Source organism: Mesorhizobium calcicola (assembly GCF_042682105.1).
Lineage (GTDB): Bacteria > Pseudomonadota > Alphaproteobacteria > Rhizobiales > Rhizobiaceae > Mesorhizobium > Mesorhizobium calcicola.
Window position 1 is genome coordinate 100,533 of record NZ_JBHUGY010000008.1, and the last position, 25,113, is coordinate 125,645.

Annotated in this window: 16 protein-coding genes and 7 pseudogenes; 12 read left to right on the forward strand and 11 right to left on the reverse strand. The window is 59.8% G+C overall.

The genetic code is table 11. From position 1 onward, the window contains the following. Positions 1–107: 107 nt before the first annotated feature. The 5 genes and pseudogenes from ACFSQT_RS03995 to ACFSQT_RS04015 form a co-directional block, all read right to left on the reverse strand. Positions 108–1,337 (reverse strand): lysine N(6)-hydroxylase/L-ornithine N(5)-oxygenase family protein, encoded by a 1,230-nt coding sequence (locus ACFSQT_RS03995; protein ID WP_379017197.1) that lies wholly within the window; start codon positions 1,335–1,337, stop codon positions 108–110. Between the two features lie 277 nt (positions 1,338–1,614). Further along, positions 1,615–1,839: pseudogene (locus tag ACFSQT_RS04000) on the reverse strand (IS110 family transposase); the annotation flags it as partial. A 270-nt stretch (positions 1,840–2,109) separates the two neighbouring features. Next, the gene (locus ACFSQT_RS04005) at positions 2,110–3,147 is read right to left on the reverse strand and encodes an IS110 family RNA-guided transposase (RefSeq protein WP_379017100.1); all 1,038 of its coding nucleotides are present in this window, start codon (positions 3,145–3,147) and stop codon (positions 2,110–2,112) included. Between the two features lie 72 nt (positions 3,148–3,219). After that, entirely contained in the window at positions 3,220–3,591 is a 372-nt protein-coding gene (locus ACFSQT_RS04010) for a hypothetical protein (RefSeq protein WP_379017102.1), read from the reverse strand. Beyond that, positions 3,588–4,679, reverse strand: coding sequence for an IS5 family transposase (locus ACFSQT_RS04015; protein WP_379017104.1), 1,092 nt, complete (start codon positions 4,677–4,679; stop codon positions 3,588–3,590). Before ACFSQT_RS04015 ends, ACFSQT_RS04010 begins: the two co-directional genes overlap by 4 nt. A gap of 179 nt (positions 4,680–4,858) precedes the next feature. Here ACFSQT_RS04015 and ACFSQT_RS04020 point away from each other — a divergent pair, with 179 nt between their 5' ends. From ACFSQT_RS04020 to ACFSQT_RS04030, 3 genes are all read left to right on the forward strand, one after another. Then, on the forward strand, positions 4,859–5,896 hold the full coding sequence (locus ACFSQT_RS04020; RefSeq protein ID WP_379017100.1) for an IS110 family RNA-guided transposase: 1,038 nt from the start codon (positions 4,859–4,861) through the stop codon (positions 5,894–5,896). A gap of 2,052 nt (positions 5,897–7,948) precedes the next feature. Beyond that, positions 7,949–10,033: a prolyl oligopeptidase family serine peptidase gene (locus ACFSQT_RS04025; RefSeq protein WP_378976387.1), complete on the forward strand. Its 2,085-nt coding sequence runs from the start codon at positions 7,949–7,951 to the stop codon at positions 10,031–10,033. Between the two features lie 180 nt (positions 10,034–10,213). Beyond that, positions 10,214–10,909 carry an OmpW/AlkL family protein gene (locus ACFSQT_RS04030; RefSeq protein ID WP_095085157.1) on the forward strand — a complete coding sequence of 232 codons (696 nt, stop codon included), beginning with the start codon at positions 10,214–10,216 and terminating at the stop codon, positions 10,907–10,909. 811 nt (positions 10,910–11,720) lie between these two features. Here ACFSQT_RS04030 and ACFSQT_RS04035 read toward each other — a convergent pair. After that, on the reverse strand, positions 11,721–11,864 hold the full coding sequence (locus ACFSQT_RS04035; protein WP_167481036.1) for a hypothetical protein: 144 nt from the start codon (positions 11,862–11,864) through the stop codon (positions 11,721–11,723). Positions 11,865–12,815: 951 nt separating this feature from the next. Here ACFSQT_RS04035 and ACFSQT_RS04040 point away from each other — a divergent pair. Then, positions 12,816–13,034 (forward strand): hypothetical protein, encoded by a 219-nt coding sequence (locus ACFSQT_RS04040; protein ID WP_378976383.1) that lies wholly within the window; start codon positions 12,816–12,818, stop codon positions 13,032–13,034. 281 nt (positions 13,035–13,315) lie between these two features. Here ACFSQT_RS04040 and ACFSQT_RS04045 read toward each other — a convergent pair whose 3' ends face one another. Beyond that, on the reverse strand, positions 13,316–13,486 hold the full coding sequence (locus ACFSQT_RS04045) for a hypothetical protein (protein ID WP_378976381.1): 171 nt from the start codon (positions 13,484–13,486) through the stop codon (positions 13,316–13,318). Between the two features lie 195 nt (positions 13,487–13,681). On the opposite strand from ACFSQT_RS04045, the pseudogene ACFSQT_RS04050 reads away from it, so the two are divergent. Both ACFSQT_RS04050 and ACFSQT_RS04055 read left to right on the forward strand, forming a co-directional pair. Then, positions 13,682–13,819: pseudogene (locus ACFSQT_RS04050) on the forward strand (IS21 family transposase); the annotation flags it as partial. Between the two features lie 204 nt (positions 13,820–14,023). Beyond that, a complete protein-coding gene (locus ACFSQT_RS04055; RefSeq protein WP_378976379.1) occupies positions 14,024–14,254 on the forward strand; it encodes a hypothetical protein in 231 nt (76 codons plus the stop codon). A 360-nt stretch (positions 14,255–14,614) separates the two neighbouring features. On the opposite strand, the pseudogene ACFSQT_RS04060 reads toward ACFSQT_RS04055, so the two are convergent. Together ACFSQT_RS04060 and ACFSQT_RS04065 are read right to left on the reverse strand one after the other, a co-directional pair. Then, positions 14,615–15,627 (reverse strand): annotated as a pseudogene (locus tag ACFSQT_RS04060) (IS110 family RNA-guided transposase). Positions 15,628–16,214: 587 nt separating this feature from the next. Then, positions 16,215–17,045, reverse strand: coding sequence for an Effector protein NopP (locus tag ACFSQT_RS04065; RefSeq protein WP_095082018.1), 831 nt, complete (start codon positions 17,043–17,045; stop codon positions 16,215–16,217). An 875-nt stretch (positions 17,046–17,920) separates the two neighbouring features. On the opposite strand from ACFSQT_RS04065, the gene ACFSQT_RS04070 reads away from it, so the two are divergent. Beyond that, on the forward strand, positions 17,921–18,259 hold the full coding sequence (locus ACFSQT_RS04070; protein WP_378976377.1) for a hypothetical protein: 339 nt from the start codon (positions 17,921–17,923) through the stop codon (positions 18,257–18,259). Between the two features lie 346 nt (positions 18,260–18,605). After that, positions 18,606–18,788 (forward strand): annotated as a pseudogene (locus ACFSQT_RS04075) (IS66 family transposase); the annotation flags it as partial. Between the two features lie 274 nt (positions 18,789–19,062). Here the strand turns inward: ACFSQT_RS04075 and ACFSQT_RS04080 are convergent. Further along, positions 19,063–20,086: pseudogene (locus tag ACFSQT_RS04080) on the reverse strand (IS110 family RNA-guided transposase). A 74-nt stretch (positions 20,087–20,160) separates the two neighbouring features. On the opposite strand from ACFSQT_RS04080, the pseudogene tnpC reads away from it, so the two are divergent. The 4 genes and pseudogenes from tnpC to ACFSQT_RS04100 all read left to right on the forward strand — a co-directional run. Continuing rightward, a pseudogene (gene tnpC / locus ACFSQT_RS04085) lies at positions 20,161–20,721 on the forward strand (IS66 family transposase); the annotation flags it as partial. A 578-nt stretch (positions 20,722–21,299) separates the two neighbouring features. After that, positions 21,300–22,352, forward strand: coding sequence for an efflux RND transporter periplasmic adaptor subunit (locus ACFSQT_RS04090; RefSeq protein WP_379017106.1), 1,053 nt, complete (start codon positions 21,300–21,302; stop codon positions 22,350–22,352). A 3-nt stretch (positions 22,353–22,355) separates the two neighbouring features. Then, positions 22,356–24,284 (forward strand): ATP-binding cassette domain-containing protein, encoded by a 1,929-nt coding sequence (locus ACFSQT_RS04095; RefSeq protein WP_379017108.1) that lies wholly within the window; start codon positions 22,356–22,358, stop codon positions 24,282–24,284. Between the two features lie 70 nt (positions 24,285–24,354). After that, positions 24,355–24,503: pseudogene (locus ACFSQT_RS04100) on the forward strand (IS3 family transposase); the annotation flags it as partial. Positions 24,504–24,612: 109 nt separating this feature from the next. Here ACFSQT_RS04100 and ACFSQT_RS04105 read toward each other — a convergent pair. After that, positions 24,613–24,978 carry a Fic family protein gene (locus ACFSQT_RS04105; protein ID WP_379017109.1) on the reverse strand — a complete coding sequence of 122 codons (366 nt, stop codon included), beginning with the start codon at positions 24,976–24,978 and terminating at the stop codon, positions 24,613–24,615. Positions 24,979–25,113: the final 135 nt, after the last annotated feature.

Here is a 25,113-nt window from a genome sequence, read left to right on the forward strand (position 1 = left end):
GATGGATCCGAAGGCTTGTTCGGTCACGATGACAAGGCTCCGGCTTTGGCCGCAGGGGAGGCGGACACCATCCTTGTATTCCACCGCCGATGATCAAAGGCGAAGCTTCATATTTTTTGGCCCCGCTCTGGAGCCAGGGGACCAGGCCACCGCTCGATCGAGGTGCAACTGATAAAGTCAGGGGGCTCGGGTTTCGCACATGGCGCGCGCCCCAGAAGGCTGTCGAGGATGCGACGCGCACGCCAAGCAAGCAGGCTTAGGCTCGGATCGACCAGCCCGCGCTGCCCGAGGCTCGCGTTCTGGACGAAGATGCGTCTGTCGCGCGGTCCGTCCCAGCGCACCGAAAAATCCTCGCAAATAGCCAACTCATTGTCGATCTGCTCCAACCGGTCCGCGATCGGTTCCAAGAAGTCTGGCAACGCGTTCTGGTAACCAGTAGCCAGGATAACGATGTCGGCCGTAACCTCTCCGACATCTTCCATGCCGCGCTGCAGGATCAGCCTGTGGCCCGCACCGACGTTGACGCAGCGTGAAACTTTGTAACCCGGCTGCAGTGTGATCTCACATTCGTTTGGCTCGAGAAATGTGTGGCGGTACAGCGCCTGATAGGTCGCGCGTAGCGTGCTTTCTGAAATGCCGTCCGAGGCAAGCACGAAACGACGCAGGAACAGCTTGCGCTGCGACTCGCTCATCCCCGCCAAACGATCCGAAAAGCAGGACATGAACAGCTCATTTGTGAATGGGCTGTTGTCGAGAGGCACGTAGATTTGGCACTGCGAGACCCAAGTGATCAATCGAGGCCGTAGTTCTTTCGGCAGGCCGACGAGGTGCAACAGCACCTCGGCCCCCGACTGGCCTCCGCCAACGACGCAGACATGCTTTTTCCCCACCTCAGGATGGATGTCTAGCAAAGCGGATGAGTGGAACAGGTTGCGTCCAGTCCAACCCTGAAACTGAGGCGGAATCTGCGCCTGCTTGCCAATGCCAACCACGACGTCTCTAGCGCCGCGAACCGCGTTATCCGTCCGCACCCGAAATTCGCCTTCAAAGCAGATTTCGCGTGCCGTCTCGCCGCCGTGGACAAGCGGGTTCCGGTGGAAGGCCCAGTTGAGATATTGCTCGAACTCAGATCTGAGCACGGCCTCGAACTGTGCGTTCAGAAAATGGTACAGACGGCCGTGCTCGTGCAAGTAGTTTACGAAAGTGTAGGCTGATCGCGGATTCACCAGCGTAACCAGATCCTCGAAGTGGCTGACTTGGAGTTGCGAGGACTCGAATGTGATGGCTGGATGCCAGCGCAAGTCGACCTGCCGATCCAAGAACAGCGCCTCTAGCAGGCTTCTCTGATTGGGGTCGTTGAGGTCAAGTTACTCCTGCGTCTTTTTTTGATCGTGTCGCCCCGCGGGTCACTCGCTTCTCTTCGCGGTCGACGTAAGGCCGCCGCATGATGGGGTCAGTAGAGCGAGGCGTCTCAATCTGTTGAACGACCTTGGGAGAGTTCGCCCAGGATCGTGCCTGCTAACGAGATCGCCTTGCCCGTCGTCCCCACGGGAACGATCCGGATCACGCCCTTTCGGACGAAAGCTTGGTTTCTTCTTCGTTATTCGTCGCGATTTACGCCGCCAATGCGGTAGGCTCCTTGCCGAAGCGGAATTCTGTCGCATCGCTCCACATGCGATGCAGGATGACGGCGAGCTTGCGGGCCACCGCCACCCGCGCCCTGGCCATACCGCGCCGCTTGGCGACGTTCATGCCCCACGCGCGCAGGCTCGACCACTTTTTACTGCGCACAAGCAGTGTGTGGGCCGCTTCGTAGAGGGCAGTACGGGCAAGCTTCTCTGATTGGGGTCGTTGAGGTCAAGTTACTCCTGCGTCTTTTTTTGATCGTGTCGCCCCGCGGGTCACTCGCTTCTCTTCGCGGTCGACGTAAGGCCGCCGCATGATGGGGTCAGTAGAGCGAGGCGTCTCAATCTGTTGAACGACCTTGGGAGAGTTCGCCCAGGATCGTGCCTGCTAACGAGATCGCCTTGCCCGTCGTCCCCACGGGAACGATCCGGATCACGCCCTTTCGGACGAAAGCTTGGTTTCTTCTTCGTTATTCGTCGCGATTTACGCCGCCAATGCGGTAGGCTCCTTGCCGAAGCGGAATTCTGTCGCATCGCTCCACATGCGATGCAGGATGACGGCGAGCTTGCGGGCCACCGCCACCCGCGCCCTGGCCATACCGCGCCGCTTGGCGACGTTCATGCCCCACGCGCGCAGGCTCGACCACTTTTTACTGCGCACAAGCAGTGTGTGGGCCGCTTCGTAGAGGGCAGTACGGGCAAGCTCGTCGCCGCAGCGGCTGACTTTGCCCGGGATATCGGTCTCACCGGACTGGTAGCGCGCCGGGGTCAGGCCCAGATGCGCGCCGACATTCCTCGAACGGCTGAACCGCTCCGGCCGGTCGATCGTGGCCCGGAAGGCGAGCGCGGTGATGGGTCCGACGCCGGGAACGCTCATCAGCCGCCGACAGACCTCTTCCTGGCGAACGAGACCGAGAACCTGCTTCGTCAGGCGGGCGAACGCTCCTAGCATTGTGGCGAGGATCGTCAGCAGTGGCTCGACCAGCGGCATGACAACCGGATCTGTACCGGCCAACTCGCGCACACGACCGGCGAAGGCGGTTCGCGACGGCGTGCCCAGCTTGATGCCTGCCTCCCGCAGGATCGCCCGGACCACGTTCTCGATGGCGCGCATTTCGTTCAGCACCGTGCGGCGGGCGACGAGGAGGGAACGCCAGAGACGGCACTGCCTGCTCTTCACATGCACCTGTCGATACCAGCCGGTGCGCATGATCTGCGCCAGCGCGCGGGCGTCATTCCGATCCGTCTTGTTCGGCATCGTCTTCATCGCGGCATTGGCCTGCCGGGTCTCGATGCAGATGGCCGGCAGGCCATCGGCGCATATCCCGTCGTGAAGCCAGGCCGTCAGCGAACACGCTTCCAACCCGATCCGCTCCAGCGGCAGATCGACTTTCCGCAGCGCTTCGCTCAACGCCTGCGGCTCGCTCGCCGCACGCGCCTCCTTCACGATCCGCCCGGCCTCGTCGACCACGCAAATCGCGGTCTCTTCCAAAGACACGTCAAGTCCGGCAAAATACTTCATGGCTGCTCCCTCCTGATGTTTGTGGCGATCTACATCGACCACGTTCTCACATCCCGACAGGAGCAGCCGCCCTCAATCTGGCTCGGGCGAGACCCCAATGACCCCATCTGTTGAAGAAGTGTCGCGCTTGGCTTTGAGGATGGCCTCATCGCCATTGTGATAGGCGAATGCGATCTCGATGGAGCCGTCGTCGAGCAGTTCGGCGGAGCCATCACCTGTGGCTTCGTCCATTTCGTCGAAGCCGGCCCACGTGAAGCAGACCGTCGAGGGGCTGTAGCTCAGATCGAGGCCGGCTTGCAGAGCGCCAAAGGCGATCTCACCACTATTGTCGGCCCTGATGGTGATCGTGGCGGGTCCGCCGAGGTTGAGATAGCCGCGATCCCACAGATCGGCCTCGACGATGCGCCAGCGGCCGATCAATTGGCAGCCAGCAGGCGCGGTCATGTCGGCGCCGCCAGCAGCTTTGGCAAACGCACCAGATTGTAGGCGGCTGCAGCGAAGATGAAGGCCCATCCGACGCGATCTCGGCCACGGTACTTCGTCTTCTGCTGACCTGCGACGACCTTTATCCAGCCGAACGCCTCTTCGATCCGTTTGCGGATGCGCTGGCTGACGGCGTAGCCGCCGTGCCGGGTCGTGCGGCGATCGATAGAGGAACGGCGCCCGTTCGTGTTTTGCGCCACGTGCGGGGTCACCTTCATCGAGCGCAGTTCGTTGATGAAGTCCTGCGCATCATAGCCCTTGTCGCCACCGAGCGTGATTGCTCGCGGCCGGTCGGCATGCGGCTCGATCATGTGCAATGCCGCTACCCGCTCGGCATGTCCGTCGGCCTGGGTCAGGCAAGCATCGACCAGCAAGCCATGGCGGTTCTCCATCAGCCCGTGCCCCATGAAGCTGAGCTTGGCCTCCTTGCCTTTCCCCTTGCGGAACAGCCTGGCATCCGGATCAGTGGTAGAGGCATGCGTCTCGTTCGAGCGCTTCTGGCCATGAAAGTCCGCCTCCTCATTGCGTCCGCCACCACCCGATGGCGGCTCATCCGAGCCGTCTTTCGGCTTGAAGCTCTTCATCGATGCCCACGCTGCGATCAGCGTGCCGTCGACCGAGAAGTGGTCCGTGGACAAAAGTTTCTTCACCTTGGGCTGCGCCAGCACCGCGCCCAGGAACTTCGCGGCGATGTCGCCCTCCAGCAGCCGGTCGCGATTCTTCGAGAACACCGAATGATCCCAGGCCGCATCGTCGACGCCGATGCCGACGAACCAGCGGAACAAGAGATCGTATTCCAGCCGCTCCATCAGGAGCCGTTCCGAACGGATCGAATAGAACGCTTGCAACAACATTGCCCGCAGAAGCTTCTCCGGCGGGATCGATGGTCGCCCGATCGGCGAATACAACGCCGCGAAGTCCCGCTCCAGCGCCGCCAGCGCCTCGTTCACAATCCGCCTGATCGTGCGCAGCGGATGATCACGCCGCACCCGCGCCTCGAGATCGACATAGCTGAATAACTCGCCAGTTCGATTGTCGCCACCGCGCACGATTCATCCTCCGCATCCTCGCGAAATGAGTGAATCACGGACCTAGCCCAACCGCGAGCCCCTTTTTCAACAGATGGGGTGATTGGGGTCTCGCCCGAGCCAGATTGAGGGCGGCTGCTCCTGTCGGGATGTGAGAACGTGGTCGATGTAGATCGCCACAAACATCAGGAGGAGCAGCCATGAAGTATTTTGCCGGACTTGACGTGTCTTTGGAAGAGACCGCGATTTGCGTGGTCGACGAGGCCGGGCGGATCGTGAAGGAGGCGCGTGCGGCGAGCGAGCCGCAGGCGTTGAGCGAAGCGCTGCGGAAAGTCGATCTGCCGCTGGAGCGGATCGGGTTGGAAGCGTGTTCGCTGACGGCCTGGCTTCACGACGGGATATGCGCCGATGGCCTGCCGGCCATCTGCATCGAGACCCGGCAGGCCAATGCCGCGATGAAGACGATGCCGAACAAGACGGATCGGAATGACGCCCGCGCGCTGGCGCAGATCATGCGCACCGGCTGGTATCGACAGGTGCATGTGAAGAGCAGGCAGTGCCGTCTCTGGCGTTCCCTCCTCGTCGCCCGCCGCACGGTGCTGAACGAAATGCGCGCCATCGAGAACGTGGTCCGGGCGATCCTGCGGGAGGCAGGCATCAAGCTGGGCACGCCGTCGCGAACCGCCTTCGCCGGTCGTGTGCGCGAGTTGGCCGGTACAGATCCGGTTGTCATGCCGCTGGTCGAGCCACTGCTGACGATCCTCGCCACAATGCTAGGAGCGTTCGCCCGCCTGACGAAGCAGGTTCTCGGTCTCGTTCGCCAGGAAGAGGTCTGTCGGCGGCTGATGAGCGTTCCCGGCGTCGGACCCATCACCGCGCTCGCCTTCCGGGCCACGATCGACCGGCCGGAGCGGTTCAGCCGTTCGAGGAATGTCGGCGCGCATCTGGGCCTGACCCCGGCGCGCTACCAGTCCGGTGAGACCGATATCCCGGGCAAAGTCAGCCGCTGCGGCGACGAGCTTGCCCGTACTGCCCTCTACGAAGCGGCCCACACACTGCTTGTGCGCAGTAAAAAGTGGTCGAGCCTGCGCGCGTGGGGCATGAACGTCGCCAAGCGGCGCGGTATGGCCAGGGCGCGGGTGGCGGTGGCCCGCAAGCTCGCCGTCATCCTGCATCGCATGTGGAGCGATGCGACAGAATTCCGCTTCGGCAAGGAGCCTACCGCATTGGCGGCGTAAATCGCGACGAATAACGAAGAAGAAACCAAGCTTTCGTCCGAAAGGGCGTGATCCGGATCGTTCCCGTGGGGACGACGGGCAAGGCGATCTCGTTAGCAGGCACGATCCTGGGCGAACTCTCCCAAGGTCGTTCAACAGATTGAGACGCCTCGCTCTACTGACCCCATCATGCGGCGGCCTTACGTCGACCGCGAAGAGAAGCGAGTGACCCGCGGGGCGACACGATCAAAAAAAGACGCAGGAGTAACTTGACCTCAACGACCCCAATCAGAGAAGCCTGCTAGTCCTGTTTGCTCGTCGTGTATCTGACACGAAAGACTCAAATTCAACGGCCCAGCTCCGACCCCAATGCAAGAGAGCTCCACTTGCCTTGCTCCTACAGGTGTTTCCCGGCCAGGCGGCATGTTCGCGGCAAATATCGGCTTGCGCCCCTCGCGGGCGTTATCGAGCTCCGGTCCTGACCGGATTTGCGACAATTGTCCTGCGCGTTCGGGCTATCGAACATAGACGCCGAGCATTCCAACCGGTGGCAATCGACGGGTCATGGTGGCGACATGGGTTGGGGGGCTCAACGCATGTCCTTTCCGCCGGCCTCCACGACCACGTCGCCATCACTCGACACGGTTGCCAGGCCCATCACGTATTTGAAGCCGGCGCATGATGCGCCGGCCTTTCGGCGGCTTGGTGGCAGGCAAGGGCGCGGTTTTCACCGCGGCGTCGGGCATTTTCGGTGCGCATGAAATCATGGACGACGTTTCTCGCTGATACGTTCGCAGAATCCCGTGCATAGGCCGTGCCAAAGAAGGAAATCAGATCAAAGCAATTGGTTGGCGGATTTTCAAACCTGTCGGAAATCCGACATTGAGGGGTGCGCCTCACGGCGGCGCCCGATTCGCACGTCGATGTCGCCCTTTTTCGAAGAGCCAATCCGTCACCTTTTGAACCAGAAGATTCGGAACAAGGACGGTGTCTTTATCATCGGACGGTGCAGGCCCTTGTATCTCCAGCTGGACAGACCGCGACATGCCTTGTCATCAAAGTCGGCAGTCGCAAGAGCAGCCAGATTCTTCACCAATCATGCCGTTGCACTGGGTCGATCACGACATCCTCGAAGGCAGCGATGATGGCGGGTGACGCCATCTCATTCCCGCCGCGAGGCCTCTCTCATGGGAAAGCAATTCGCTCGGACGATGCTCTTGATCAGATGGTTGCGGATGGGCGCATGCCCAGACCTAAGCGCATCAACTATCGCACTAGCTGGGAACCTCACCAACTGCATTGTCGACCGTATAGAGATAGCCGGAAGAGCTTTGCGCTATAATCACATTGCCAACCACGCATCCAAGAGAACAAGCGCCATTTGGTCCCTGCGACCCAATCTAGGCGCGGAGGGATGAGGCCGCCAAGCAACCTTTTGCGCGCCCACAGGTAGGCCAGGATCACGGGCGCCGCGATGCGCTCGGCATTATCGAAGTGAATTGCGTTCTCCGTCGCCGCGAAATGAGAAAATTGCAGCAATGCCCTTGATGTCGCCGCGAACGATCCGGTGCCCTCAAATCCGACAACGCTGCTCGCCAAGAGCTCCATGTTGCCACGGTCGGCGCCATCAATGCGAAAACACCCCTGAAAAAGCTCGACCTACGGTTTGGCGATCTGCCTCAGAAGCAACCGATTGCCCCGTGGCCGAAGTCGATCCGAAGCTCGGTCAGTTCGCGTAGAGCTTCACTGCTCGAGTTTTCCGCGGTGCCCACGGAACCCGCACAGGAGACCGATCATGCGTCTACGGCTGCACGCGTTGTCGGGTCTTCGACAAAGTCGGACATGAGACACAGCGCCATCAGAGCCATCTCATTGTTGTGAAACGATTTTCTCATTTGGCACGACACGTGCTGCACTATCCACATACGCACTTCGGCGCGGATAGAGGAGAAATCATTCCATGATCACGCTGGCCGAACATGTGGTCGCCCCCGCGAAAGCCGAGCTTTCCCGAGCCGACGGAGAATCTTGCGCTTGTTTTCCAGTCCACATCATTCTTCAGGTTATCCGGACATGACGGCATTCGATTTGCGCCCAACGCTGAATGCTCCCGACGATGATCCCTATCTTTGGCTTGAAGATGTAGAAGGCGAACGGGCACTTGACTGGGCGGCCAGCCAGTCGGCCAGGACCTTGGAGCACTTCGATGGAACACAGTTCGAGCGCGATCACGATGCCCTGACAGCGATTTTCGACCGTCTCGACAACATTCCCCTTATCACTCGCCGCGGACAGCACCTCTACAATCTCTGGCGAGATGCCCGAAACCCGCGCGGACTGTGGCGGCGAACCACCCTTGCCGCCTATATGACGGCCGATCCCCAGTGGGAGCCCCTGCTCGATCTCGACGCGCTCGCCGCCCGCGACAGCGAGGACTGGATCTGGGGCGGCGCGTCGGTCGAGCCTGACAAACGGGAACGAGCCGTTCTGCGCCTGTCGCGTGGCGGCAGCGCCGCGGTCGCGCATCGCGAATTCGATCTGGGCACTCTGAGCTTAGTCGCCGACGGTTTCAATCTCCCGGAGGCGAAGGGCGGCATCAATTGGCTCGACCCCGACACGCTTCTGCTGTCCAGTGCCTTTGGTGATGGCATGGCCACCCGCTGCGGCTACGCGCGCACCGTGCGGCTGTGGAAGCGTGGCGCGGATCCGCTCACCGCGCCGGTAATCTTCGAAACCGGTTCCGAATCCCTCGGCGTGTCTGGCCATCTGGATCGCACCGCCGAGAGCGAGCGCCTTTGGTTCATCGAGAGGCCGGCCTTCTTCGAGAAGATAATCCGAATCGGCGACAGAAGCGGGCCGAAGATGCAGATCGACCTTCCTCGGGACGCCTGGTGGAATGGCTTCGGCGACTGGCTGGCGGTAAAGCCGCGCAAGCCCTGGACCGTGGGAGGGACGACCCATGCCGCCGACACGCTGATAGGCATCTCGCTCTCTTCCTTCATCGCCGGAAAGCGTGATTTTAGCACCCTCTTTGAACCAGGCGACAGGCGCTCCCTGCAGTCCTTCTTCTGGAATGACTGCAAGCTCATCATCTCCTATCTCGTCAATCTCGTTCCGCGTTTCGAGATGTTCACCCCCGGCCGTCAGGAATGGACACGCCTAGCGCTGGAGACAGTGCCTACCGAAGGAACTGTTTCTCTCTGGCCGCTCGATGCGGAACGGCACGTTTCCAATGGAGAGGTCCTCGTTTCGGCTCAGGACCCGATCACGCCGCCGCAGCTTTTCCTCTTCGACCTCAATGCCACGCCTCTCGGCGCTCCAGTGATCCTGAAGCGCCACCCGGAGAATTTCGACGCATCCGGTCTAGTGGTCACGCGACACGAGGCAGTCGCGACCGATGGTGAAATGATCCCCTATACGCAGGTCGGCCCGGCGAACAGCGACGGGGATGCTCCGCTTCACCTCACCGCCTATGGCGGGTTCGGCATATCGTGCCTACCCTCCTACAACTCCCCGCTCGGCAAGCTATGGCTCGAACGCGGCGGCACTTGTGTGGTGGCGAATATCCGAGGGGGCGGCGAGTTCGGCACCCGTTGGCACGAGGCGGGTCGTAGGGAGGGCAAGCGTCTTGCGCATGACGATTTCGCCGCCGTTGCCACCGATCTCGTGCGAAGGGGCATCACGCGGTCGAGGCGGATTGCCGCCGAGGGCTGCTCAAATGGCGGTCTGCTGATTGCCAATATGCTGACCCGCTATCCCGAGCTTTTCGGTGCGCTGTTCTGCGCAGTTCCGCTTATCGACATGCGCCGCTACACCAAGCTTTTTGGCGCAGGCGGGATTGGCGAATATGGCGATCCCGACAAGCCGGAGGATTGGACTTTCCTCCGGGAAATCTCCGCCTATCACGCCGCAACGCCGGGACAGCCCTATCCGCCGATCCTGCTTGCCACCACGAAGCGGGACGACCGCGTCCACCCGGGCCACGCGCGCAAGACGGCCGCAAAGTTGCAGGCTCTTGGCTATCCGGCTTACTTCTACGAGGCCAGCGCGGGCGGGCACGGCTACGGCAAGAACAATCGGGAGCGGGCCGCATTCGTCGCCCTGGGCCACAATTTCCTTCGCAGTGCGATCGGCTGGCGCGCCGATAGCGGTCGATAGGTGGCCGGGATCAACAAGAGCAACATTTCAACAAGTAGCACAGGTCGATTTTTGTGAGCACACGCAGAACGGGTGCTCGGTCTCACCAACATGAGCAGGAGGCTCATCCGGTCTCAGCAAGTTCGAGCAGGATCTTTCATAGTGCAGTGCGTCATCTCTGAAGAGCAAGGAAAGAACATCATGGCGAAAAAGCGAATGGGCGTGGCGCGGGAGGTAGCAGCGGCCCTCGTCCTCATTGTGGTGGGACAGCAGGCCGTCGCGGCGGACCTGGTGCAAGCCGCGAGCGTCCCGCAGGCAGGAGCCTCGGTCACGGAATGGCCAAGCCCTTGGCAGGTCCGCCTGCGCGCGTTGGGGGTCATCACTGAGGATTCAGGCCACGTCAACGCGGTGCCCGGCTCCGGTCTTTCCTATTCGGACTCCCTGACACCGGAACTCGATATCTCCTATTTCTTCACCGACAACATCGCCGCCGAACTCATACTCGGCACGACCTACGCCAACATCGACGGCCAAGGAACGATCGGTGGGCTGGGCAAGGTCGGCAAGGTTTGGCTGCTGCCGCCAACGCTCACACTGCAGTACCATTTTACCGATTTCGGCGCCTTCAAGCCCTATGTCGGTGCCGGCGTGAACTACACGATCTTCTATAACCAGGATGCCGGCAGCGCCGATGCTCTCAAGGTTAAGAACACGTTCGGCACCGCGCTACAGGTCGGATTCGACTACATGGTGGATCAGCACTGGGGTGTCAACTTCGACGTGAAGAAGCTTTTCCTGAAGCCAGACTTCGACGTCACGGTAGGCGGCGCGAAGCTGACAGGCAAGGCCGCGCTCGATCCCTGGTTGATAGGCGCAGGTGTCACCTACCGTTTCTGATACCCGCAGCGAAGGTCGGTTGCGACAGCCGATCTGAAAGGAGGGGCGCCTCGTGCGCCCTTTTGCCGTCCGCCCTGCATCTCGACGGGCAGCAGCCAATTGCGAGACTACACTTGAAGAAGCCGTTGTCGAAAGGGGGCCTCCCCGCTCCCACAGAACAAAGAAGGGTACGCTTGGTCAACGCGACCTGGACTAACGCCTGAAATGGAAGTGTTTAGACGCACCAGGGAGCAGGATGGCTTTGCCGTGTTGATGCGATGCTGCGGCCACACTCCTCGCCGACATAGTCTCCCGGAAGCATGTCTGAGCTCTATGCAGCACGATCGGCTATCCGAAGATCATCCGGTTGGATCAGGGAGCGAGTTCGCCTTTCACGACTTCGACTATGCCTGCACCAAGGCGTCATCCTATGCCCGCCGGATCATCGGCTGGCGGGTGAAAAGAGCCCCCGGCTTGTGGTGGTGAAGGGCGTGCCCCTGAGCGCCCGTTCAGGCGGAGCCTGGTCGGGATTGCACAGCCGGAACGGGCGCGGCAGGTTGGCTTTTCGGCTTTAGTCTAGCTTTGAAAGCGGCTCTGAAGCACCAGGATTCGTTTCCACTTTCGACGATCTCGCAACGATGCGTAAGGCGTTCGAGCTGCGCGGTCATTTTTGGAAATTTGTCCCCGCCCGAGACGCGCTTGGTAGGCAAAACGCGGGTTTTGCAGCCTTTCGCTCTACAACTTGTGATTGCGAATAGGCGACGCGTCGGCCCCCAATCGAGGCCGACGCAGCTTTTACTTTCATCCTGTTTGTCGTGCGGCTATCGCTTGTTCAGTTTCGGCGGTAGAACACAATGATGTCGTTTTGCCTGCCTGATGGCCCCAACGCCGCTGTGTAGGGCACGCCACCGATGGTGAAATTTGTCTGCGGCTGCGACGGGCTCGGCAGCACGCCCATGTAGTGCATTCCGCGCATGAGGTCCTCAGGCGCGCGCTGATCGCCGTGTTGCCAGCCGGGGACGTAGATTGCTAGATCCGGCGCCGGAAGCGCGTTGGGCACGTGTGCTGCCCCAAAAATCCATGCCCCGGCGCCTTGATCCGATGGGCCTGGCTGGTTAACGGTGGGCGCTGGCGAAGGCGCATTCATTCCCTGCCAAATGGGCGGCGGAGAAGCGCCGCCCGGCGCCGCCTGGGCCGCATCATAATCGCCCCAAAGCTGGTCTTGATTGTAACTTGACACTCGCGACGGGGATGACTGCGGAGAAGCGCCACCCGGCGCCGCCTGGACCGCATCATAATCGCCCCAAAGCTGGTCTTGATTGTAACTTGACACTCGCGACGGGGATGACTCATGCTCTGGTGATGGCTGTTGCACTGGCTGGCGAGAGCTGCCCTCCGCAGCATGCGAGGTACCCTCTCCAAGGGTTTCCCGATACTTCCTCAGCATGGCCACCCCACTCTGGACCCTGGGGTCGTCCGCACACAGCTCCCTAGCATAAGCCTTCAGCGATTCGTCACTAAGTCCATTAAGAGACAAATTGTAATGCTGCTGGAGCCTTCCAGACAATCTGCGGAGACTCGTGCTACTGTTAGTTATAGACCGCGCCTCAAGCCTCCCGCGAGCCGCACTACCCGCATTATGGATTAACGCCGCATCTTCAGGAACGACAGTATACCGCCTTCCCTGTCCCTGACGCGAGGTACCCGCTCCAGAGGTACCCGCCCCAGAGGTACCCTCTCCATAGGTACCCTCGCGGTACGCCCTAAGCATGCCCAACCCCGTAATGACCCGGGCTTCACCCGGAAACAGTTGCTTAGCATAATCCTTCAGCGACTCGTCACTAAGTCCATTGAGAGACAAATTGTAACGCTGCTGTAGTGCTTCAGATAACTTGCGGAGACCCGAACTGTTCACGACTGCGGAGCGATGCGCAATCTTCTGGCAAGCCGCATTACTCGCATTCCGGATGAGGGCCGCGTCATCAGGGGCGATGCCGTACCGCCTCCCATGATCGGGAGCGTCCTGCTGGCCCGCCTCTTCCAGGTGCTCCTCAAAGTCGCGCTGCGCGGCCTCCTCCGGCTGACCCCCCTGTCCTGCCTGCTGCTGGGCCAGCATCGCGTAGTACGAGTTTTGCCAATCTGGTGAGAAGGGATTGAAGTTCTTCGGATCCATAATTCACCTCCGTGGTTTGAGAGATCCATCTAGCGAGGAACGATCCTACCCGCATCCGCTGACGAGAAGCTGACGAGGCCCGCAGTTCAAAGACTGACAGCGCAGGCCTGCCGTTAGAAGCAGCGCTGAAAGGAAAAAGGGTCAGGCGGTTTCAGGTGCATGGGAAGGATTATTCACAAGATGTGCGAACGGCCATTGCGTCCGCACTCGAAGGCGTCAGCGGAGCGTCAGCTAACGTGACATCCTCTCGGCTCTTACCGGTGCAAGAACAATGCAGGATCGATTTTTTTGTATTTACTGACGCTGGCGCCGAACAGCTCAATGCACGAGTATGTGATGGCGTGCAAAATTTTGCTCCGATTTTTATCTGTTGCCACCGTCGGCACTGCTGCTTGCGCATTGGCTCGGCCTTCCAGCTCCCACATCAGCCATCAATTCGAATTGAACGGTCGTCAGGTCTTCTGCTGCGCCACAATCGCACGCGTTCGAATGTCGGACCGACGACCAAGTTTCCGATCTTGATCGGCTCTGGGCCTCCTTCACGCTATGTGTCGTGCAGGTCTACAATACTGTTCAAAAGCTGGCGGCAGGGCACATAACCGCGCGGGACACAAAAGTTCGACAACCCGAAGGCGCTGGTCGAACATCACGGTGCGGCGACACGGGAGGTGCGGTTCAACGTGTGGCTGCCCGCCGCTGCCCGCTACTGGGGATTTACGCCACGGGCTTCGGCTACGTCAAGCGCTGCTATTGCCGGCGGCGGCTCGTGACCGGGGCGGCGGATTCTCTTCGAGGGCGTGGATGTAAGTCAGAACTTGCGGACTGTGGCACTTGTGCTTGCCCCCCGGCGCCAAGGTATTGATGGCGGCGAACTTCACTTGCAGCCAGGTCGTCTCGTCGTGATCGACCGTAATGCGATGACGTCCCGACCAAGGCGCCGCCGCAAGTTGGGCAGAGACGCGATGAGCTGGATCGTGTGGGGCAGAACCGGCAGGCCGCTCGGCCAGCCTGTTCGTCCGCACCCGCACGAGGAAGCTGGTATCAAGGGCCTGCGCGGTGCAATAGAGCTCGTAGAGGTCGCTCTCCTGGTCAGCCACATGCACGCAGCGCTCGGGCGTGCCAACGAGCGCGATGGACTGGCGCAGGTTCTCCAGCCATACGGGGCAATCGGCCCGCCGATGTGGGTCGTTTAAATCGCAGCTCCGTCAAGGCTAAATTCGATCTTTCTCCGACCTACGGTTGTTTGGTTGTTCCGTCGTAAGCTTGGCTGGTTTTAAAGCGCCTTCAACTTCTGCGGTGCGGGTGATGCCGTTTGCCGGGTACAGGGTCGTTTACGCGGTCGAGACAGCCCGCCGCAGGATAGGTCTTCGTGGGACGGATCTTCCAATGTAATTGACGCACTTTGCTACCAGAATAGTGGCAAGTGCAGCCCACATCGCGGAATGATCCTGTCCGCGTCCCGACAGGGACGGATCGGCGCGTCCACAGCGTAGGCGCAAACGATAGAAAAGTCAGTTCAGAAGAGCGCTGCCTCTGGCGTCTTGTTGCGCATGTCAGGCTTCAGCAGCGATGCAGCGCTCGAAGAGTTCGCCCGTTCGGAGCATGGCATGCATGATCACGGCAAGCTTGCGCGCGACCGCGACGGCGGCTCGCTTGAACCCGATTTTCTCCTTGAAGCCCATATACGCAGCGCGCTATCGGCCTTGGTGCGCGTGAGGATCACGGTCGCCGCTTCATACAACAGTCCGCGTAGATGGTTGTCGCCCCGCCGGGATATATGACCGTCGTAATCGACTTCGCCCGATTGGTAACGTCTGGTGGTTAGGCCGATCCAGGCGCCGACCGAGCGCGACTTTCTGAAGTTTTCCGGATCCTCGATGGCCGCAACGAAGGAGGAAGCCGTCACCGCGCCGACGCCCGGGATCGACGCAAGCAGCTGGCATTGCTCACTCGAGCGGGCCGAAGCGACAAGCTGCTTGCTCAATTCGGCAGCGCGGGCGCGCACTCCAGGCATCGAGCAACGGCATGATAATCTGCTTGTAGCCCAGCATTGTTCGCTAGCAGGCTGCGCACATGGTCCTCGAACACGCGTCCCGCACCCTTGGGACGACCAGGCCGAACGTCTTCATCAGACCGCGGATCTGGTTGGACAGCTGGGTTGTCATCTTGAGCAGCTGATTGCGCGCTGCGACGAGCGTGCGAACCAGCATGCTGTCAAAGCTCTTCACTCGCACCTCGCGGTAAAAGCCGACCTCGGCAAGATGCGCGAGCCCGTCCGCGTCATTTGCATCGGTCTTGTTCGGCGCCATATCCAGCGCCGCCTTGGCATGGCGGGCATCAATGCAGATCGCCGGCAAGCCTTCCAGCGTCAGCGCATGATAGAACCAAACCGCCAGGGGTCCCGATTCGAACACGACACGTTCGGCGTTCGGAGCACGCTTGCGGATGACCTGTGCTATCAGTTTCGGATCGGACGGGCATTTTCCGCGCCAGATCCGCTTGCCTCCTTCGCGCACGAGACGAATGTATCTTTCAATGACACGTCGAGGCCGATAAACTGCTTCATGGTTGTCTCCCGTTTGATGCTGGGCTCGGCTATGTGGTCGTGAGCCCGTATTTCATCCTATAGGGGGCAACCATCCTTCCAACGCATCGCAACCGCGCCAGTGTTCCCAACCCCGCGATTACCCTATGTAATCGGAAGCCGGCGTGGGCCGCGGCAGACGTCGTTTTCAGCTGCTGGACTGCTTGCATGGCGATATATGCGCCTAGACAGAGGGTCGCCGATCGGGCTGTTGGGGTAGCCGGTGATGATCCTGGCGAACACGTCGGCCAGGTAGCCGAGCGGCTCGACGTCGTTTCAGCTTGGCGCGTTTCGATTGACTCGATCTGGGACTATGGCGTCGGAGAAGACGGCGCCAAGTCGTTCGCTGATGCCGTCATCACAAACCGTTCGGATCTACGAAGTTCATAAAGAAAACCTGTGGTGCGCAGGCGGTAATGGCTCCGCTAGCGAACCCACGCCAAATGGATACCGCTCGCTGCGCGCACTGCCATTGCCGACGAGCGGCTTCGCTTATGCGCATGACATGGGACAGCATATATAGTCAGATGCGGCGCCCGCCATCGCGACTAAATCCAACAAGAGTCCGGTCACATAAAGTCATCCTCGTACGAGCATCTGGGTGAACCTGATGCGCTCTCGGTATCACTGCTTTCGCTGTCCTCAGTTTTGCAGAGATAGAGCGGCGGTTTGTCTGCACGCTGCCATTCACCGGCACTGTTCATCGTCCACTTTTCGGGATGCTGGGTAGGGTCAAGGACCATGTCGCAATCATCTACTTCAACAAACCCCATCGTCGCTGCGCGGGCTTGTGCTTCTGGATTAGCCGCACGCCAATTCAGCAACGGTCGTTCGCCGTCCATCCGAAGTTGATGCTCCAGCAGAATATCGCCTGCATTCTCGGCCAGCGGATGAGCGACCTGTAGATCCACTATGGAGGTGACCTCGGTTCGGCCAGGAAATTGTTGCCGCCAACTGTCGGATTCGAAATCAGTCATTCTGAATCCGCCTTCCGTTCTCAGCAGTCCGGCACTCTGGTTTCCCAATTGGTAGCTGAAATATCGCGCGTGCTCCGTGTCTCGGCGAATGCCGTATTGCCTAGCAACGTCCGCAGCGCGTCTGGCTCGGGAGGATACGAATTCCGAATACTCTTGTGGATTGTCGGCGATGTGCATGATCTCATCGCCATGAAATTGCCTCACCTCCCTCGTGAAAGAAGACCTGTCGATCTCCACCACCGGAGGTCTGGGATGGAGGGAGTACGGTTGCGTAGCCGCCGACGATGAGTCGCCGCTGGAATCGGATCCGGCTAAGTGCATCCGGGCAAACATGTCCCCGAGCTCTTGATTTTCTGCATCTGCTTGCCCGCTGGCATTACGCGTGTAGCGGACGTCGGACGAGCCACCAATTCGACCATACATGACGATTCGCACTCCTATCCTTCGAAATTGAGTTCAGGCCGGTTAACCGCGCAGGTCTAGATAGACCGTTTAGTTGACGACTAGCTGACGAATGAGTTCTCCCGGATGCAGAAACGAAACTCCGAACTGTTTTAATTGTTAGCGATACTGAAAAGGCTGCGGCCTACCGCAGGTCAGGCCATCCGCACTTTCGGATCTTGCTTGCTGTTAATCCAAAGGGGAGCAGTCCAGCCTCGTCGTCGGCATGAGAGAGAGAGCGAGAACGTGGGCAAACCACGTTGCGGTCGAGCCGTTGAAGCTGGGAGTTCGTCCTTGCCTGCTCGATGACGCCCCGCGCAACACCTTCTGGCAGGTGTTGCCGGCGAAAAGAAACAGAGCGCCGTCGCCTTGCTCTTGCTTGAGGCGGCTATCGCCTGCTCGGCAGCTTAGGTTACAAGTCGAAAGACCCAGCAAGGTAGGCCGCAACCTTGGTTAAAGCCATCCGCGCCAAACCGCCAAGACCAACGTAAGTGGGCAGCTGAGGCCGTTCAGCGCTGGGTATGCGGGGGGCAGGATCGAAAGGCTTGGAGCTCAGGCAGGATTCCTTGGTGAGGAATAGACTTCCATCTCGTTTGTAACCGGTATGAGATTCTTGGTGCCGATGTCCGGCTACGCTTTTCTGATGCGCGGCGTATGGTGCGACCATCCGGGACGGAGGCACCGGGAGCACGAAGGTGGGGGCAGGCCGATGCACACGATGAGCTGCGAGCTCGTGTTAGTAGCTGGCCGCCTCCGCGACTCGCCCGGTTGAGCCGTGAGCGCGAATCCGGGCCAAGCGTGGCCCTCAGATTGCTGCCGTCGACGTGGCACGAAAATTGGCGGTTCTTTGCCGGCATATGCTGACGCAGCAAGAGGACTACCTCTGGGCGCGATCCAGTCTGGTCGCCCACAAGATGCGCAACATGGAGCTGCAGGCCGTCAAGCCGCATAAGAAAGGCAACCGCCGCGGTCCGACCTATGCTTACAATGTCAAGGAACTTTGGAATCAAGAGATGCGTGTCGCCGAGCGGGCCCAGGAGGGTTACGAACACTTCGTCGAGGCTTGGCGCCCGCGCCCGCCAAAGGAAAGGGCGCGGGCGCCTCAGTCCGGCAAGGCTCGAATAAGGCGGCCCGGCGGCGCTTTCAGCCGGTGCACCACGCTTCGCCACGAGGTCGCCCGCGCTGGACGACAATAGCTGACTGCGGCGGGTATTTCCAGTTGCGCCAGCCCTCGGGGCTTTGCACCCCCGATCCGATCGAGCATGCCGCCGTGCTCGGGCCGATCAAGGCCAAGCCTTGCGGTGGCCGCGTAAAACGCGGCCACCCTCGACTGCTCCTGCGCCCGGCGGCTGTGAAATGGGGCGATCGGGACGGAAGAACACCAGCGACGCGGTCGAACCAAAGAACATACTCGGGGAGGTTCCAGGGCTCGTCACAAAATAACGCTTGTCGATCTCATCCGTCGTGGGCAATCACTTGTTCAGTTTCGGTAGACCAGAATGATGTCGTTTTGCCTGCCTGATGGCCCCAACGCCGCTGTGTAGGGCATGGGACGGAGCCGATCCGCCCGGCGTCGCCTATGTCTACGCGCCCGACCGCAAGGCGGAGCGGCCGATCGCCCATCTCGCAGGCTTCACCGGCATCCTGCAGGTTGATGGCTATGGCGGCTATCGCGTGCTCGCCGACAAGAGCGGGGTAACGCTCGCATTCTGCTGGGCACATCTATGGACGCCCCCGACTTTGCAAGGACTTTATGCGCGGCTTCGGCAATGCCTGCGGCTGCAGTCATCTATTCGGCCTCTACGATGTGGAGCACCCTGCGCCACGGGCCTTGATGGAATATCCGCGAACCGGCCCCCAATCACGTTGCGCGAGCTCGAGGCTCGATGCGCCCAACGGGTTCACCCGGTCCCGGTACGCCCGGTCTTGCCATCACCTGCTTACTTACCCTCGCAACCGCATCAGCCCGAAGCCGGGCCGATTAGAATGGCGGCGAAGATCATGCCGCTTCACGCGCCAGTGCGCCGTAGGTTCCACCGTATCGCAGCAATGCCCACACAACTCGTGCCGTCTTGTTTGCGATCGCCACGACCGCAACATTGGCAGGCCGCCGGTCCCTCAATTTAGCGAGCCAAATCCAGGTGCGTCCTCGCCAGCGCATGATCGAACGGCTACCGTGAATCAGCAGCTTGCGCAGATAGCCGTTCCCTCGTTTGCTGATCGAGCCGAGATGCTCCTTGCCGCCCGTGGAATGGCTGCTTGGGCACCAGCCCGAGCCACGCGGAAAAATGACGGCCGGATTTGAAGTCGGCCGGATCCCGCATCGACGAGACCAGGGCACTCGCGGTGACAACGCCGACCCCGGGTATCGTCATCAATCGTCGGCAGGCGCTGGAACCTCTCGCGACGGCAACCAGGTCGCTGTCGATCCGGGCGAGTTTGGTCTTCACCTCTCTTAGCTGTTCGACGAGATAACGTAGCGCATGCCGCGCCACAGGCGGAATACGCGCTTCCGATTCATCTTCGATCAGAACGGTCAGAAGGCCGATGTTGTGTGCCCGGTTCGGACCGATCACGCCGAATTCCGCCAGGTGACCGCGGATCGCGTTGATCAACTGGGTCCGCTGACGAACCAACATCTCTCGAACTCGGTGGATGACCAGGATCTCCTGCTGCATCTCTTCCTTGATGGGAACGAAACGCATCGTCGGTCGCGTGACTGCTTCGCAGATCGCCTCCGCATCGGCGGCATCATTCTTATTGGTCTTTACGTAGGGCCGAACGTATTGCGCCGGGATCAAGCGGACCTCGTGCCCCATACTGCGCAGCAGCCGACCCCAGAAATGTGCACCCGGGCAAGCTTCCAGCCCAACCAAGCAGCTCGGAAGGACGCGAAAGAACTGCTCCACGTCATCGCGCCTGAGCTTCCGTCGGACAATTGCTCTCCCATGCTCGTCAGCCCCGTGAACCTGAAAGACTGATTTGGCTATGTCGAGACCGACCACGTGAACTTCATCTGGCATGGCAATATCCTTTGTTTGACCACGCCCTATACTCCTCGCCACAGGGCGGAAGCGGAAGGGGGCGTCCATGCCATCACGTGCGCCGCCGCTTCTATGAACTGGCCGCTGCCGGCCCCGCGCCGATCGCCAGCGAGGCGCTCAAACGGATCGCCGAACTCTACAAGATCGAGGACGGCATCCGCGGCCGACCAGCCGATGAACGTCGTGTCGTGCGCCAGGAAAAGACCGTTGCGATCATCGCCGATCTTGAACCTTGGCTGCGCGAGAAGCTCGGCCTGATCAGCCAGAAGACCAAGCTCGCCGAGGCAATCCGCTACGCGCTCTCACGCTGGGAAGGCCTCGCGCGCTTCCTGAATGACGGCCGCATCGAGATAGACAGCAACACGGTCGAGCGTTCCATCCGTCCGATCGCGCTCAATCGCAAGAATGCCCTCTTCGCCGGCTCCGATGGCGGCGCCGAGCACTGGGCTGTCGTCGCCTCACTGATCGAAACCTGCAAGCTCAACGGCGTCGAGCCGCTCGTCTATCTCGCCGACGTCCTCACCAGGATCGTCAACGGACACCCCAACGGCCAAATCGACGAGTTGCTGCCCTGGGCCTACATCACCGCGCACGAACTCAAGGCCGTGGCCTGAGAACACCGCTTACCGAAGATCCCAGATTGTGGCGTTGCAGACATAGAAGGTTGGCACGCGCATTGCAGGACAGTCATGAAGGGCTAGTGATGGTGACAAGCATTGAAACCTTTGAGGTGCTTCGAAGAGATCCGTTTTCGAAAGGTGCCGGCCGATGCGTCCTTTTGAGCAGCGCAAGCTATCGGCGGAGCACTCCATAAGCGCATCACCGTTCCGCAATGTCCTAACTAGATCTTCTGCTAACTTGTTTGATTTTGACCAATTAATAATCTTCCTGGATTCTCATCACACGGCCATACATGCCATCTACATCAGCTACAATTCATGTTTATAGTTATGTATATCGGCTATAGTTTTGTTCATATTAATATCTGAACAAACTTTCCGATAAACCAGTCGCTTAATAGAAACCTCTAGGAATTTATCTGCTCTGTACGCATGTAAATAGCGAGTGTCATGGATCTCATATGGGAAAAAAATCGATATATGTCCTAGTGGCGGTCGCGGCTATAATTTTATGTGCAGCGTATCTGTCTTTTTTTTCGATGAACTCCGCGGAAAGCTCGCGAGGCGACGAAATGACGGGGATTGTTACGCGAGGTTCAGTTGAAGAAGTCGTATTAGCCCTGGGCACTCTCGAGCCGACTTCGATGGTCCGGGTTGGCACCCAGGTAACGGGCCAGATTAAGGCAATCCATGTTCGCGTCGGCCAGACCGTCATGCCTGGAGACCTTCTGGCGGAGATCGACGCCGTGACAGAGCAAAACACCCTTAGAACTGCGAGGGCCAAGGTAGAGGACATGAAGGCCCAGAGGGACTTGAAGCAAATAGAAATACGGTTCGCGGAATTCGACTACCGCAGACAGCGTAGCCTCAGCAAGCATAATGCAGTCACTACCAAGGAGTTGGAAGAGGCTGAAAAAACATACCAGACGCTATTGGCCGATCTGGTCTCGCAGGAAGCCAAGATTCGGCAAAGCGAGGTCGAGGTTGAGTCCGCGCAAGCCGCTCTTGCACATACGCGGATCACAGCGCCCATGAACGGCAAGATCTTGGCGATCCCGATCGAGCCGGGACAGACGCTCAATTCTGCGCAGACTTCGCCAACGGTCGCCGTGCTCGCGAACCTTGACGAGATGACGGTAAAGATCCGGATTTCCGAGGTCGACGTCTGGCGTACAAGGCCTGGTCAAAACGCGTGGTTCACGATCATCGGAGATCCACAGACTCGCTACCAGACCACGCTTGAGGCGGTTGAATATGCACCGCCGTCCATCGCCGACGAGCCGGCGAACTATCGCTCCGCGGAGAAAGCGGAAGACAGCGCAATCTATTACCACGGCGTGCTTAGGGTGAAGAATCCTGAAGAAAAGCTGCGACCCAAGATGACCGCTCAAGTGCACATTTCTATGGGACGTGCGGATGATGTCTTACTTGTGCCGTGGGCCGCTCTTTCGCTGCGACAGGCGGACGGATCATACCTAGTCAACGTGAAGGACACAGGCGGCAAGGTAGCAGAGCGACCTGTTCGGATTGGCTATACGGACAGGATCCACGCTCAGGTGCTTGAAGGCCTTCGTCAAGGAGAGACCGTATTGCTCGGCGTATCCGAGCCAAACACAACGAGCTGAATGATGAACCATCTGATAGAGCTCCGCGATCTTGGCCGGTCGTTCAGCCTGGGCAGAGAAACCGTCGAGGCACTCGAAAGAATCAATCTCAATGTACAGCGCGGCGAATTCGTGGCGCTTGTGGGCGCGAGCGGGTCCGGCAAATCGACGCTCATGAATATCCTGGGGTGCTTGGATGCCCCGACAGCCGGCACTTACCGTTTGGCCGGGCAGGATGTCTCGGCCCTTGGTCAGGACGGGCTCGCAGAACTCAGGCGCAGGCATTTCGGCTTTGTGTTTCAGCGGTATCACCTCCTGAACTCGCTGAGCGCAATATCGAACGTCGAGGTGCCGGCTATCTATAGCGGCGTGTCGAAGTCGACGCGCCAAGCCCGAGCCAGGCGATTGCTGACCCAACTCGGTCTGGGAGATCGGCTCCATCATCGCCCAATGGAAATGTCGGGGGGGCAGCAGCAGCGCGTATCGATCGCCCGAGCATTGATGAACGGTGGAGAAATCATTCTTGCAGATGAGCCGACAGGGGCGCTCGATTCAAAGAACGGGGAGCTTGTTCTGGACCTCCTGAAGACCCTTCATGCGGAGGGACACACCATCATCATAGTTACACACGACATGTGCGTCGCTCGACACGCCGATCGGATCGTCGAGATCAATGACGGACAGATCGTCTCTGATCGACGCAGCGCGGCGAGTGGAGCGCCTCCCTTGCGCGACCTGGTTGATGTTGCGGAAAATGTCGGTTTCCTGACGAGCTTCCTCAGAAGAACGTCCGAGGCTGCCAGTATCGCATTGCGATCAGTTGCCGCACATCGGCTGCGTAGCGCTCTTACACTGCTCGGAATCGTCGCCGGCATCATGTCGGTGATTGCCGTCGTTGGTCTCGGTGAGGGTGGCCAGACGATCGTTCTCGACCAGATCAACAGCCTTGGCGCAAACTCGATCCGCATCTTCCCTGGCACCGGCTGGGATGACCGAAACCGCCGACATGCCGACAGCCTCACTCGCGACGACGCGGCCGCCCTGACAGAGCAATCCTACGTAAATAGTGTCAGTCCGGTGACCATGGATTCAGGGCAGCTCATGTTCGAGAGCAGGACCGCTGACGGAGAAATCATGGGCGTGAGCAACGCCTATTTCGACGTCGCGCACCGTCCCATAACGCAAGGCAACCGATTCACCTACGGTGGGAATGCCACTCTGCCGGAGGCGATCATCGATAGCAACACCCGACGAACGTTCTTCGGCAATTCAAGGACCCCGATTGGTGAGATCCTGGTCATCAAGGGTGTGCCCTTCGTGATTGTCGGTGCCGTTGGAGAGCAGGATGGGCAGCCGCAAGTGTTCATTCCACACCTCAGCGTGTTTTCCCGCATTTCGGGCTCGCAACGGCTGCGCGAGATAGACGTCCGAATCAATGGGAGCGTTGATACAAACGTTGCCGAGAAAGCCATGATAGCGTTCTTGGAGAAGCGTCACGGAACGCGGGATTTCTTCACATACAATAGCGATCAGCTACGGCGGTTGCTCCAGAAGACGACGCGAACTTTCTCGATGCTCTTGGTTTCCATCGGAGCTGTCGCTCTGTTGGTCGGAGGTATCGGCGTGATGAATATTATGCTGGTTTCGATCACCGAACGCACCAACGAAATCGGCTTGCGGATGGCTGTAGGAGCCCGGGCGAGCGATATTATGTTGCAGTTTCTGATCGAGTCCCTTGCCATCACTATCATGGGGAGTTGCGCGGGCGTCGCCCTCGCCTTCGGCCTTGGCGCGCTCGCCGGCTCCATCGAAACAACCATTCCGATGGTGATCTCATTGCACGCAGTCAGCGTCGCTTGCGTCATGGCTGTTATGATCGGTGCGATCTTTGGCTTTTTCCCTGCGAAAAAGGCGGCGCATTTGAAGCCCGTCGAGGCGTTATCTCGCGATTGATTGATGCTGACCACACAGGGACGTTGCGAACAGAGCAACGGTGCTAACATTTATCGTCATGGGCTGATAGCGCTCATCCGAGGCCGTCGAGTTCGCGGCGTTGGAATGGTGGACTGGTTCAACAATCGCCAGTTGCTGGAGCCCATCGGCAACATCCCGCCGGCCGAAGCCGAGGAGCGCTACCATGCCATGCTGGAAGAACCAGCCATGGCCGCGTGACTCAAACGAAACGGCCTCCGGCAAACCCGGGGCGGCTCATAGGGTCTAGTCAGTTCGGCATCGGTGAACCGATTCGGGAAGAGCCTCTCGCGATAGTCCAGTGGTAAGGCTATACGGACAGTGGCTTTTTGGGCGTTTGGGACTTTAGGAGCCCTTGTCTAACCAGGGCGGACATCGTGTTCCGTGCCGTTCTTTCCGATGTCTTGAGCACAAGGTGAACATCACCGCGCTCGAGTGATTCGTGCTTGAGGACCGCCGCTAAGAGAGCGGGCGCGCGTTTGTCGTCGCTGATGTCCTTGACCAGGAAGCGGTACCGATCCTCCAAGCGATCAAGGTCGAAAATCGCTGTGGAGAAGCGTATTTGATCGAGTGCCCCGGTAAGGAACCACTCGCAGAACTCCTTGAGGGCTGCTTCCGAGAGATCGCCTCGGCCATTGAGGTCCCCGCGACGAGGGCTGTCTGCATGGTCCATCATCCGTTTGTATTCGCCTCGATCCTCAAGGCTGCGGGCAAGGCCTCTGGAGATCGACCATAAGCCAAGTCCCCGATGCCTGCTTTCAGCGCCATCGCATGCGACAGTGGTGACACACGGCCATTGCCGTCCGGGAAT